The sequence below is a fragment of the Aeromonas sp. TS_SC_11 genome, from assembly GCF_057318915.1.
Genome location: NZ_CM170470.1, coordinates 3,220,456 through 3,232,383, shown reverse-complemented (window position 1 = coordinate 3,232,383; position 11,928 = coordinate 3,220,456). Strand labels below are relative to the sequence as shown.

General features: G+C 56.0%; 12 protein-coding genes. 5 read left to right on the top strand and 7 right to left on the bottom strand.

Features of this window, described 5'->3' with window-relative positions:
• The first annotated feature begins 31 nt into the window (after positions 1 to 31).
• The 3 genes from AC1P02_RS15080 to AC1P02_RS15070 all read left to right on the top strand — a co-directional run bounded on the left by AC1P02_RS15080 (position 32) and on the right by AC1P02_RS15070 (position 3,187).
• Entirely contained in the window at positions 32 to 1,675 is a 1,644-nt protein-coding gene (locus tag AC1P02_RS15080) for a hypothetical protein (RefSeq protein WP_485182581.1), read from the top strand.
• 152 nt (positions 1,676 to 1,827) lie between these two features.
• On the top strand, positions 1,828 to 2,331 hold the full coding sequence (locus AC1P02_RS15075) for a M48 family metallopeptidase (protein WP_485182580.1): 504 nt from the start codon (positions 1,828 to 1,830) through the stop codon (positions 2,329 to 2,331).
• Positions 2,332 to 2,356: 25 nt separating this feature from the next.
• Complete coding sequence (locus tag AC1P02_RS15070; protein WP_485182579.1) at positions 2,357 to 3,187, top strand: DUF2927 domain-containing protein; 831 nt, start codon at positions 2,357 to 2,359, stop codon at positions 3,185 to 3,187.
• Between the two features lie 150 nt (positions 3,188 to 3,337).
• Here the strand turns inward: AC1P02_RS15070 and AC1P02_RS15065 are convergent, their stop codons facing one another.
• Positions 3,338 to 3,586, bottom strand: a complete 249-nt coding sequence (locus AC1P02_RS15065; protein WP_021140432.1) for a DinI family protein — start codon at positions 3,584 to 3,586, stop codon at positions 3,338 to 3,340.
• A 279-nt stretch (positions 3,587 to 3,865) separates the two neighbouring features.
• Between AC1P02_RS15065 and AC1P02_RS15060 the strand changes: the two genes are divergently transcribed.
• Both AC1P02_RS15060 and ykgO read left to right on the top strand, forming a co-directional pair.
• Entirely contained in the window at positions 3,866 to 4,135 is a 270-nt protein-coding gene (locus tag AC1P02_RS15060; RefSeq protein WP_005310870.1) for a type B 50S ribosomal protein L31, read from the top strand.
• The gene (gene ykgO / locus AC1P02_RS15055; protein ID WP_005300174.1) at positions 4,132 to 4,257 is read left to right on the top strand and encodes a type B 50S ribosomal protein L36; all 126 of its coding nucleotides are present in this window, start codon (positions 4,132 to 4,134) and stop codon (positions 4,255 to 4,257) included. The genes AC1P02_RS15060 and ykgO overlap by 4 nt, the downstream gene beginning before the upstream one ends.
• A gap of 95 nt (positions 4,258 to 4,352) precedes the next feature.
• Here the strand turns inward: ykgO and pykF are convergent, their stop codons facing one another.
• From pykF to AC1P02_RS15025, 6 genes are all read right to left on the bottom strand, one after another.
• Entirely contained in the window at positions 4,353 to 5,765 is a 1,413-nt protein-coding gene (gene pykF / locus AC1P02_RS15050; protein WP_485182577.1) for a pyruvate kinase PykF, read from the bottom strand.
• A gap of 181 nt (positions 5,766 to 5,946) precedes the next feature.
• Positions 5,947 to 6,276: a PTS sugar transporter subunit IIB gene (locus tag AC1P02_RS15045; RefSeq protein ID WP_059169109.1), complete on the bottom strand. Its 330-nt coding sequence runs from the start codon at positions 6,274 to 6,276 to the stop codon at positions 5,947 to 5,949.
• A 78-nt stretch (positions 6,277 to 6,354) separates the two neighbouring features.
• Positions 6,355 to 8,415 (bottom strand): beta-galactosidase, encoded by a 2,061-nt coding sequence (locus AC1P02_RS15040; RefSeq protein WP_485182576.1) that lies wholly within the window; start codon positions 8,413 to 8,415, stop codon positions 6,355 to 6,357.
• Positions 8,416 to 8,478: 63 nt separating this feature from the next.
• The gene (locus AC1P02_RS15035; protein WP_485182575.1) at positions 8,479 to 9,678 is read right to left on the bottom strand and encodes a glycoside hydrolase family 53 protein; all 1,200 of its coding nucleotides are present in this window, start codon (positions 9,676 to 9,678) and stop codon (positions 8,479 to 8,481) included.
• 18 nt (positions 9,679 to 9,696) lie between these two features.
• Positions 9,697 to 10,548, bottom strand: a complete 852-nt coding sequence (locus tag AC1P02_RS15030; protein ID WP_059112374.1) for a sugar ABC transporter permease — start codon at positions 10,546 to 10,548, stop codon at positions 9,697 to 9,699.
• 13 nt (positions 10,549 to 10,561) lie between these two features.
• Positions 10,562 to 11,866 (bottom strand): carbohydrate ABC transporter permease, encoded by a 1,305-nt coding sequence (locus AC1P02_RS15025; RefSeq protein WP_059112375.1) that lies wholly within the window; start codon positions 11,864 to 11,866, stop codon positions 10,562 to 10,564.
• Between the last annotated feature and the right edge of the window lie 62 nt (positions 11,867 to 11,928).

Here is an 11,928-nt window from a genome sequence, read left to right as displayed (position 1 = left end):
TTCGAGACTTCCCAGCAGGAACAGGTCACCCATGAATCATGCCATCCGTTTTACCGCTCCTCGTGTCAATCCGGGCCTAAGGCCGCTAGTCATCCTGCTCACCGGTCTGCTGGCATTGCTGTTTTGTCTGCGCAATCCGCTGTTTCATGGCATGGCCCCCGGTTTCGATGCCTCGTTGTTTGCGGTGATGGGCAAGATGTGGAGCGAGGGGGGCGTGCTCTACCGGGACATGATCGACATCAAGGGCCCCATGATCTTCGCCCTCGATGCGCTCGGTTATCATATGGGCGGTTTCTTCGGGATCTGGCTGCTGGAGTGGGCGCTCTGCTGGCTCGGTCTGCTGGCCAGCTGGCAGGCATTCGCTCAGCTTGGCCTCTCCCTGCGCGCCCGCCTCGGCACCATGCTGGCAGTGCTGGCGCTCTACAGCACCCGCTATTACTACGGCAACATGACCGAGGACTGGACATTCCACCTGGCCCTCATCGCCCAGTGGGCCTTCATCACCATGCTGCTGGACAAACGCTTCAGCTGGGGGCCAGCCCTGGTGGCGGCGCTGACATTTGCCATCGTGGCCTGGATGCGCACCAACAACGGCGCCTTCTGGGGCGCCTGGTATCTGGTACTGTTCTGCCATTGGTGCCTGCGCGAACAGTGGCGCTGTGCCTTCGCCCTGCTCTTTTCCAGCCTGCTGGGTCTGGCCCTGATTGGCGGCCCCCTGTTCGCCTACTTCCAGCACCACAACCTGCTGGCCGAATTCAAGTATTACGCCTTCGATATCTTCTTCGAGGGCAGCTACGGCACAGGCTTCTCGCCGGATGTGGGCAGCGTAGGCCTGCTGCGCACCGGCCTCATCATGCTGCTGCCCGCCTTCATCGTCCTGATGATGGGCCGGCGTCAGGAGTGGTATCTGCCCGCTCTGTGCGCCACCCTGTTTGGCGTGATCTTTACCCTGATTGCCAACTCTGTCTCCGGCCATGTGTTTGATCACTACGACGTTCTCTATCTGCCGCTGGCCCTGCTGCCGCTCGCCTGTCTGCTCGATCGCAGCGAACAGCAGGCCGATGGTCTCGGCCTGCTCTGCATCTCGCTGGTGGTGTTGACTGCCAGCTGGCTGCTGGCCCAGCAGCTCGGTTATGGCTGGAGCACCAAAGAGTGGTCGCTGGAACGAGTACGGGAAGTGCTCGGCAACAGCCTGCTGTGGGCCTTGCCCGTGCTGATCCTGGTGCCCCTGTGGCGCGCCTGGGATGTGCGCAGTGCCACCCCCTGGCTAGCCTCGCTGGCCATGCTTGCCCTGTTGCTCAACAACGCCTGGGAGGGCAGCCTGAAGGGCAAGCCGTTCAACCCGCCAGCCCAGATGCGGGTCGACCGGATCAAGGCCGAAACCGGCCCGACCGACAAGATCTGGGTCGATGGCATTCAGCCGCAATACTATCTGTGGACCGATCGCCAACCAGCGTCGGCCTACCTCTTCTTTGCCAACGTCAATCCGCCCTACGATGTGCGTGAGCGGGTGCTGGCCGACATCAAGCGCCAGAGCCCCAAGTTCATCATCGCCAAACCAGAGCGGGTTGCAGACGAGCTGAAAAAACCGACCACCCCATCCAGTCTCGCCTTCTATCAATATCTGGTGAGCCAGTATGAAGAGGTGGATCCGGGTCTCTATCGCAGGCGCTGATCCCGCTCCATCGCCGAAAAGGGCCGTCATTGCATGCAGTGACGGCCCTTTTGTTTGGGCAGACGACCCGTTTCGGGCAAGCGCAAGCCCTATCCAAGCCGACGCGGGATGACTACAATGACGCTCTTTTTTGATGTGACGAGTAACAAACCATGGCGGAACTGACCTATCTCGGGGGCTATCCAGACCCGCTCAAGGCCCAGGTACAACAGCTGATCGCGGCAGGCAAGCTTGGGGATATGCTGGAAATACGCTACCCGGACAGTCACCTGATCCAGAGTGACAAGGCATTGCTGGGTTACACCATGGAGTTGAAGAATCGCTACCTCAAAAGCTCGGCGCCCCTTTCCAAGGTGATCTTCGACGGCAAGATCAACGTGATCAAGGATGCCCTCGGTCTGCACACCTACGTCAGCCGGGTGCAAGGCAACAAACTCAAGGCCAAGAACGAGATCCGCATCGCCGCCCTGTTCAAGGAGGCCCACCCTGCCTTTTTGAAGATGATAGTGGTACACGAGCTGGCCCACCTGAAAGAGAAGGATCACAACAAGGCCTTCTACCAGCTCTGTCAGCACATGGAGCCGGACTATCATCAACTGGAGTTTGATCTCAGGCTCTGGCTTACTTGGCGTGACCTTGAGCGTGCCGCTCGCTGATCGATAGCCGTTTCAAGGAGGAAACATGACCTCATTTCGCCGCCCCCCGTTGCCGCGCCCCCGTTCCGTCATGTTCAAGGGATGGCTGATGGGAGTGTGGATCATGATGGCGCAGCTACTGGCGCTGCCCCTCACTGCCGCCGAGCGCTGGCAGAGCGATGCGTATCTCATCGACAGCTTTTTCGAAGTCGCCATGAAGCGGGAGTATGGCGAGGAGCAGAACGTGCGATTTGCCCGCTGGCAACAGCCCATCCGCCTCAAGCTCATCAACGAGTTTGGCGACAAGCCGCTGCAAACCGAAGTGGTCAAGATCCAGAGCCAGCATCTGGCTGGCATCATAGGCCACCCTATCATCTTGGTGAACGACAAACCCAACATCACGCTCATCATGACCGAACGTGCCCGGATGGCGAACTGGGCCAAACGGACCATGGGCCAGGATGCGGCCATCAAGACGGCGCTCAAGGAAGGACTGTGCATGGCCAATTTCGCCATCAATGCCCGTTACGAGATAGCGCGCGCCACCATCATCATTCCCGTGGATTACAGCCGCGCCAAGGGACGTTTTCTCGACTGCGTGGTGGAAGAGCTCACCCAGGTGATGGGGCTGCCCAACGACTCGGACAAGGTGTTTCCCTCCATCTTCAACGACAACAGCATCGACAGCTTCCCCACCGGACTCGACTATGTGCTGCTCAAGCTCGCCTATCACCCAGCCCTTCACGCCGGCATGACGGCCACCGAGGTACGCGCCGCCCTGCCTGTCGCCATCAAGGCACTTCGCGCCAATGGCGAGATCACCCAGGCCGACCAGAAAGTGCAGGTCAACAGCCTCAAACGGTGGGCCGGATTGTAAGCGCATCTATCTTCAGCAGAGGCTAAACAGCGCGAGTCGTAACATAGCCAGATACAGAAAACGCAGCCCAGGGCTGCGTTTCATTTGATCCGATAATCCGGTTTCAGGCCTTGCCAGCCTTATTTACGCTCACCCGGTAGCCATCTAGCTTCAGGAGGCGGCGTTTTCCGGCATCCAGCTGTCGGCGTTCTCCCACACCTCCTGCACCATGGCCTCCGCTAGCTCCTTGTCTTCCTTGCTGGCACGGCTGACCGTCATCGCCATGGCGCCGCCCGGCGCGACCCGCACATGCAGGTCGGGGAACTTCTCGCCCAACTGCTTGAGCAGCTCCTGACGCAGCGCCTCCATGGTAGTGGTGGGGATCTGATGTTTCTTGTCGATGATGATTTCCAGACGCATAGGATAAGTCTCCATGATTTATAACTGTATTTTTATACAGTAAAAATCAAAAGTAAAGGAGGGATTATCTGCTTCCCCAAGCAGGCCTTCAATCAAAGTTGCAGTGACGTCGCAGATAACCGGTTTTCCTGCTCCCGGGCGGCTCATACCCGTCCGTTTTATGCTCCATGCCCCCTTCATCTACCCTGATAGCGCCCTAAAAAATAGTTGATATTCATTCTCAACAGGAGCATGATTTAGTTGTTATAAGATAACATACCAATTCATAGAGCGAGTATCATGCGCCCCAACATTCACCCCGAATACCGTCAGGTCCTGTTTCACGATCTGACCGCCAATACCTATTTTCTGGTGGGTTCCACCCTCAAGACAGACCGCACCAAGCAGTGGGAGGATGGCAATACCTATCCCTATGTGACCCTGGATGTCTCCAGTGCATCTCACCCCTTCTATACCGGCAAGCAGAAGCAGATCGGCAAGGAGGGCCAGGTCGCCCGCTTTGGTCAACGTTTCGGCCAATTTTTCAACAAAGGAAAAGACAAGTCATGAAAGTGCTCTCCTCCCTCAAATCAGCCAAGTCGCGCCACCCGGATTGCCAGATTGTCCGTCGCCGCGGCAAGCTGTTCGTGATCTGCAAGAGCAATCCCAGATTCAAGGCTCGCCAGCGCTGAGCACGTCAATCCCTTCACTGACCCTCCGGTCGAAGGGCAATAGAGAAGACACCGGCTTGAGGCCGGCGTCTTCTTCACCATGGGTTTAACGCAGATCAGAGCAGGTGAACGGAGGCGGTGTTGGTGGTACCGCTCGGTACCAGAGCACCGGAGACCATGACGACCACGTCACCCTTCAGACCCATGCCGCTTTCCAGCGCCGCTTCTTTGCCGATGCGATAGAAATCGTCGGTAGAGGCGATGCTGTCAACCACATGAGTCACCACACCCTTGGTCAGAACCAGTTGGGCAGCAGTCTTCTTGTTGGTAGTGATGGCCAGGATCCAGGCTTGCGGGAAGTACTTGCGAATGGCCTTAGCAGATTTGCCGCCTTCGGTGGCAACCACGATCAGCGGGGCGCCCAGCTTCTCGGAGGTCTCGACCGCGCCTTTACAAACGGCTTCGGTGATGCGCAGCTTGTTGCTGTCGTTGGCAGCAGACAGGTTGGACGGCATAACGGCATCGGTACGCTCGCAGATGGTGGCCATGATGGTCACGGCTTCCAGCGGGTACTTGCCCTTGGCGGACTCACCGGACAGCATGACTGCATCGGTACCGTCCAGAATGGCGTTGGCCACATCGCCAGCTTCGGCGCGGGTCGGACGCGGGTTCTTGATCATGGAATCCAGCATCTGGGTGGCGGTGATAACCACTTTGCGTGCCTTGTTGCACTTGGTGATGATCATCTTCTGGGCGAAGATCACTTCTTCAACCGGAATTTCCACGCCCATGTCGCCACGTGCCACCATGATGCCGTCGGAGACAGCCAGGATCTCGTCGAAGTTGTCCAGGCCTTCCTGGTTTTCGATCTTGGAGATGATCTGGATGTTCTCGCCACCGTGGGCTTTCAGGTGCTCACGGATTTCCAGCACGTCTTCTTTCTTGCGAATGAAGGAGGCCGCAACGAAATCAACGCCTTGCTCACAACCGAAGATGAGGTCGCGCTTGTCTTTCTCGGCCAGGGCCGGCAGCTTGATGGAGACGCCCGGCAGGTTGATGCCTTTGTTCTCGCCCAGATCACCGCTGTTCAGCACTTTACAGATGACTTCACGCTCGGTGATTTCGATCACGTCCATGCCGATCAGGCCGTCATCCACCAGGATGCGGTTGCCGACGCGCAGGTCGTTGGCGAAACCGGCATAGGTCACGGCCACTTTGTCTTTGTTGCCAATGACGGTCTGGTCGGTGGTGAAGGTGAAGGTCTGGCCAGCGACCAGGGCAACGTCGTTGCCGCCTTCCAGCTTGATGGTACGGATTTCCGGACCCTTGGTGTCGAGCAGTATGGCTGCGTGCTTGCCGGTTTCGGCTATGACAGCGCGCAGGTTGCTGATACGACCGCCGTGCTCGGCGTAGTCGCCGTGGGAGAAGTTCAGGCGCATGACGTTCATGCCAGCATCCAGCATTTTAGCCAGCATTTCTTTGGATTCGGTCTTGGGACCTATGGTGCAGACGATTTTGGTCTTTTTCATATTTACTGACATGTACAGTCCAATGATTGAGATGAGAAATTGGCAATGCGTTGTTGTTTATGCGCCCAGGACAAGCCATAACAGCTCAATACGTCATGGGCGAGTGACCAGATACGGCAGAACAGGCGAGTCAATCAGGCGTAGCCAGACTCGCTGACCAGCACTATCGCGCCGGATCACATTATTCAAACCAGGTTGCGAGATCCCGGCGCAGGTTGTCAGAGCGCTTGCCGAAGATGGCCTGCACCTCCTGCCCTATGATGATGACGCCGATGGCGCCCAACTGCTGCAACGCTTCGCTGTTCACCGGCGAGAGCGCCTTGACCTTGACCCTGAGCCGGGTCAGACAGGCATCAAACGACTCGATGTTCTCTTTTCCACCAAATGCCGCCACCAGTTGCCGGATCCCCTCTTTATCCAGCCCGGACACAGCCTCTGGTTCCTGCCCTTTTTGCGATTTGTGGCCCAGTGCCAGACCAAACAGACGCTTGAAATCGTGCATGGATACCATGCTTGTCTCCCTTTTTTACCCGCAGCTCACGCACCGGGAAATAATCAAAAGAACCCGTCTACAAGACGGGCTCGGGGTTTACTGAACCGGACGGCTCAAGACACGGCAGCCATAAGCCTCCAGGGCAAGTTTCCCTGTCAGAGGCTGGCCGGTACTCATCTCCGCGTAAGCAGATGGCAGCAACACCGCTCTAGCCTCACAGGTGTAGTTCTGCAGGAAGATAAACTCCTGCTCACCATCGGTGCGGCGCTGTGCTGTGACCCCCGACGGCAGTTCGGTGGCCAGGGCCCGTGGCAAGCCCAGCTCTTCTATCAGCTTGCCGAAGAAGTCACGCTGGAACGCCAGATCGTTGCGCGAGGCGATGTAATAGGCTTGTCCTTTGCCATGGTCGTTGACCGTCACCGCCGGGCGGCCGGCATAGAAGTCGCTGTCGTAGCTGGCGAGAGCACGCGCCCCTTCCAACTGGATCAGATCGCACAATTGGGTCACCTCATAGGGTCCCTTCAGCCCCAGCTCATTGTCCGGCAGGCCACTGATAGCGTTGCGCTCATGGTCATAGAGACTATCGATCTCTTCTGCCCATATCCCGAGCACTGGCCGCAATGGCCCCGGGAAACCGCCGAGATGACAGAGATCCGTCTCGTTGACGATGCCGGACCAGTAGGTGGTCACGAAGCGCCCCCCCGCCTGGACAAAACCGTCGACCCGTTCGGCAAAGCCGTCGCGAACCATATAGAGCATGGGGGCAATGACCAGCGCATAAGGGCTCAGATCGCAATCTGCATTGATCACATCCACCGCGACACCCTGCTCCCAGAAGGCACGATAGTGCTCGGCCACCGTCTTCTCATAGAAGAGACCGGCATTACGGGGACCCTGGGCGTTGTCCATGGCCCAGCGGCTCTCCCAGTCAAAAATAATGGCGACTCTGGCTTCCACCTTGCTGCCGGCTACGGCAGAGATCTTGCTCAGAGTTTCTCCCAGCGCCTGCACTTCGCGGCCAACACGGGTATCGATATGGCCGACATGATCGACCACGGCGCCATGGAATTTTTCCACCGAGCCACGGCTCTTTCGCCACTGGAAGTACTGCACCGAATCGGAGCCATGAGCCACCGCCTGCAGGGAAGAGAGGATATGCATGCCCGGCTTTTTCAGTTTGCTGATGGGCTGCCAATTGGTCAGGCTGGGGGTTGACTCCATCAGATAGAAAGGTTTCCCCCCTTTTAGGGTGCGCATGAGGTCATGGTACATGGCGGTATAGGCCGCCAGGGTGCAATCATCCTCGGCATTGTGCCAGAGGGGGTAACTGTCCCAGGAGATGAAGTCGATCACCTTGGCCAGCTGCCAGTAGTCATAGTCGTAGAAGTACTCCATGAAGTTGGTCGTCGCGGGCAGTGCCGGGTTTTCCGCCTTCAGGGGGGCTATTTCGGCGGCACAGAAGTCGCTGACCTGGGCCGTGTTAAAGCGCTTCCAGTCCAGATTCAGACCATGGATGGTGCTTTCGCCAATGGGCGATGGGGACTCTATCTGCTGCCAATCGGTGAAGGTGTGGCTCCAGAAGGTACTCCACCACGCCTTGTTCAGTGCATCCAGAGTGCCGTAACGGGCTTTGAGCCAATCGCGAAACTGATGCTGGCACAACTCGCAATGACACTCGCCACCGTATTCGTTGGAGATGTGCCAGGCGATGACACCGGGATGGTTGGCGTAGCGTTTGGCCAGGGCACCGTTGATCTGGCGCACCTTGTCACGATAAACGGGTGAGCTCATGCAGTGATTATGGCGACCACCGTGCAATGCCTTGACCCGGTTTTTGTCGGTGCGCAGCACCTCGGGATAGGCCTTTGACAACCAGGCGGGACGTGCCCCGCTCGGGGTGGCCAAGAAGGTATAGATGCCGTTGGCGTAGAGCGTATCGAGCACCCGATCCAGCCATCCAAATTCATAACGCCCCTCTTCGGGCTCCAGACCCGACCAGCTGAAGATGCCGACCGACATCACGTTGCTGTTGGTCTGCTTCATCATCTCTATGTCTTTGGCCAGCACGGCAGGATCATCGAGCCATTGATCAGGGTTGTAATCGGCACCGTGCAACAGGACAGGCACCTTGCTGCTCAGGGGGGGAAACTTGAACATGCACTATCTCCATATAATGGACATCATCGCCGACGGACACACAGGCCCGCCGATCATGGGTGACTAGTTGAACGCCTTGATGGAAGGCAACACCTTGCCCTGGCAATCGAACAGCGACTGATTCTCGCGGGCATTGCCCTCTTTCCAATCATCACTGTTGTATTTCATGCCAGCCTTGGTGGCCCAGGTGGCGCCCTGTGTCGGCAACCAGGCCGGCTCCCAGTAGAAGACCCCCTTGCCGCGCCCTTCCGGCACCTTAGTGACTACCTGCAGCAGATCATGGAGATAATTGGCCTGCCCCTGCACCGTGGCGGGATACCCTGCATCATCCGCCTCTTTCGAGGTGAAGTTGTTTTCGGCGTTATCGCAGTTGGCTGTGGTATAGCCGTAGGCCGCCTCGACCACGATCAGATCCTTGTCATAGCGCTTGCTGATGTCATCCATGTTGTACTGGAGGGCATTCATGGGGCCGTTCCAGTAGATGTAGTAAGAGAGACCTATGATATCGAACGGCACCTTGCGCTTGGTTATCTCGTCAAACCACCAGATGAAGGTGTCATTCTTGGTCCCCTCCGCCAGGTGAAGCATGATTTTTATCTGCTCCCCATGCTCTTTGACTGCCTTGATCCCCGCATTCAGCAGACCCGCCAGACGGTCGAATTCTCCCCCGTTCTGGCCCCAGCTCTTGCCTTCCGGCCACAGCATGCCACCGTTGATCTCGTTGCCCACCTGCACCATGTCCGGCAACACACCGGCTTTGGCAAAGGCATCCATGGTGGTTTTGGTGTGTTGATAGACAGCCTCGGTCAGCTGGTCGATATTCATGCTGGCCCATGCCTTGGGCTTGTTCTGCCGGGCCGGATCCGTCCAGAAATCGCTGTAGTGATAATCCAGCAGGAACTTCATGCCATTGGCCTTGGCCCGCTTGGCAAGCTCTATGGTGGTCGCCAGATCATTGTTGCCGCCACCATAAGGCTTGCCATCAGCATCCTTGGGGTCGACCCATAACCGCAGGCGGATATAGTTGAAGCCATTCTCCTTCAGGATGGCCATGGCATCCTGCGGGTTGCCATGCTCATCAAAGAACTTGCCACCGTGCTTTTCCACCTCGGCCAACATGGAGAGATCCGCACCCTTGATAAAGTCAGCCGCCACCTTGACCGGCTGGATCTGCACCGTTTCAGCCGCCAGAACCGAGGGGGCCATCATGGTCAATCCAGTGGCCAGCATGGCCGCCACCAACAAACTGTTTTTTAATTTCATCGTTGAGGTCCTGTGTGATTAGCCCTTGGTTCCGCCTGCGGTCAGGCCGGAAACAAAGTACTTCTGCAGTGAGAGATAAAGAATGGCGACGGGCACGGCGATGAGCACGGCACCGGCCGCATAGGTGGTGTAACTGGCCCCCATCTTCTGGGCGACCAGGTTATAGAGCCCGATGGGCAGGGTGAATTGATCCGGGGTACGCAAGATGGTACTGGCCAGGATGAAATCACCGAGCGGGCCGGTAAAAGAGAAGAGGGCCACCACCGCTATGATGGGTTTGGAAAGGGGCATGATGATCTCGATGAAGATCCGGAAGTTGCCCGCACCATCCATCCGTGCAGATTCATCCAGATCTTTGGGGATGGCATCCAGATAGCCTTTCATCAGATAGGTGTTCATGGGGATCATGCCCCCCACATAAACCAGCACCAGCGCCAGATGGCTGTTGATCAGACCCAGCATCTGCGCCAGCACGAAGATGGCGATCAGGGCCGAGAACTGGGGCACCATCTGCAGCAACAGAAACAGCATCAGTCCATTCTGGCGACCGCGAAAGCGGAAGCGGGAGAATGCATAGGCGGTAAAGCTGACGCTGATCAAGGTGAGCACCATGGTCAGGAAGCTGATCTTCATGGAGTTCCAATACCAGGCGGCATAATCAATCCGGCCATCAAACAGCTCCTGGTAATGCAGGAACGACAGATTGTCAGGCATGATCGAGGTATTGAGCAGGCTGCTGCCCGGATTAAGGGAAGCCCCCACAGTCCAGATAAGTGGATAGATGATGATCACCGCGACCATCAACAGCAGCACATAACTGATGCCCAGCCGAATAAAGTTACTCTTTTTAACACTGTGTTTGACACTCATATTCCAGCTTTCCTTAGGCCATATCATCTTGCTTGAAGGAGTTGGTTGCACGGAATTGCCACAGTGCGATACCAACTACGAAGATGGACAGCAAAATCGTAATGCTGGCCGCGATGGAATATTGAGAGGAGGACATGGTCAATTTGTAAATCCAGGAGACCAGAATATCCGTACCACCCGCATTGGATCCAATTACAGCCGGGCCACCGTTATTGAACAAATAAATAATGTTGAAGTTATTAAAATTGAAGGTGTATTGGGTAATCAGGATCGGCGCAATCGAATATAGTACCAAAGGCAAGGTAATCGTGGTCAATTTGTGCCATGTGCTGGCACCGTCTATGGTAGCCGCTTCATACAAATCGTCCGGAATAGCCTGCAATACGCCAGTGGTCATGGCGAAGACAAACGGGAAACCCAACCAGGTTTGCATCAGGATCAATGCCGTTTTAGTCCAGAAAGGATCCGTCATCCACTGCTTGGGCTCAATACCTAATGACGCCAGAATGCCATTATTGATCACCCCAAAGGTTTCATTGAACATGCCGGCAAAAACCAGAATGGTGACAAAACCGGGCACTGCCCATGGCAATATCAAAATGGTGCGAATGAGCGCTTTAAACCTGAGGTCTTTCTGATTGACCAGGATCGCCAACAGGACACCAACCGAACATTGCAATGTGGTCGCAATCAGGGTCCAAATCACTGTCCACTGCAATACGTCCAGCAAGGTGGAACGCCACAGATCCAGACGAAATATATTAAAGAAGTTTTTCAGCCCAACCCAGTCAACCAGCTTGGCCGGTGGCGTGTGATACAAATCGTAGTTGGTAAAGGCAATAGAAAAACCAAAAATAATAGGAAAGACCACCACGAACACCAGCAGAATAAAACCCGGGGTGATCATCAGATAAGGGAAACCTTCACTCAACAAAAGCTGATATTGTTTTCTGATACCAGATAATGCATAGCCCTGATCCCGCTTTTCACCACAGAGATAAGCATCGCGGAGCCCCCAGTAATAGATACCGACACCAAACGTCGCGATCAAGACACTGATCACCCCTTTAGCCAGCAGAAACACCGAGTTATCTCTTGGCAACTCGGTCCCCAGCGTAAATAGCCCCCAAAATCCTTGTTGTAAAAAGTCATTGAATACGCCAAGGAAACAAGACATGACGATAAAAAACAGCGCACCTTTGATAAACTGCTTGTTATAAAACTGACCAAAGCCCGGGATCAGCGATAATAATGCCGCAATCTTGGCGTGCTGGGTTTTTAAACCAACCTGTGCGATTTCGCTGGAATCGACAACCACAATATACCTCCTATCCTTAAAGAAACATGGGTAGCATCAAGCAGCTTAATACTACCCATGCA

Excerpts from the sequence above, each read along its gene's own strand:
- AC1P02_RS15070 (WP_485182579.1), top strand. The coding sequence starts at position 2,357 with ATGACCTCATTTCGCCGCCCCCCGTTGCCGCGCCCCCGTTCCGTCATG.
- AC1P02_RS15030 (WP_059112374.1), bottom strand. The coding sequence starts at position 10,548 with ATGAGTGTCAAACACAGTGTTAAAAAGAGTAACTTTATTCGGCTGGGC.
- AC1P02_RS15040 (WP_485182576.1), bottom strand. The coding sequence starts at position 8,415 with ATGTTCAAGTTTCCCCCCCTGAGCAGCAAGGTGCCTGTCCTGTTGCAC.
- ykgO (WP_005300174.1), top strand. The coding sequence starts at position 4,132 with ATGAAAGTGCTCTCCTCCCTCAAATCAGCCAAGTCGCGCCACCCGGAT.
- AC1P02_RS15035 (WP_485182575.1), bottom strand. The coding sequence starts at position 9,678 with ATGAAATTAAAAAACAGTTTGTTGGTGGCGGCCATGCTGGCCACTGGA.
- pykF (WP_485182577.1), bottom strand. The coding sequence starts at position 5,765 with ATGAAAAAGACCAAAATCGTCTGCACCATAGGTCCCAAGACCGAATCC.
- AC1P02_RS15065 (WP_021140432.1), bottom strand. The coding sequence starts at position 3,586 with ATGCGTCTGGAAATCATCATCGACAAGAAACATCAGATCCCCACCACT.
- AC1P02_RS15045 (WP_059169109.1), bottom strand. The coding sequence starts at position 6,276 with ATGGTATCCATGCACGATTTCAAGCGTCTGTTTGGTCTGGCACTGGGC.
- AC1P02_RS15080 (WP_485182581.1), top strand. The coding sequence starts at position 32 with ATGAATCATGCCATCCGTTTTACCGCTCCTCGTGTCAATCCGGGCCTA.
- AC1P02_RS15060 (WP_005310870.1), top strand. The coding sequence starts at position 3,866 with ATGCGCCCCAACATTCACCCCGAATACCGTCAGGTCCTGTTTCACGAT.
- AC1P02_RS15075 (WP_485182580.1), top strand. The coding sequence starts at position 1,828 with ATGGCGGAACTGACCTATCTCGGGGGCTATCCAGACCCGCTCAAGGCC.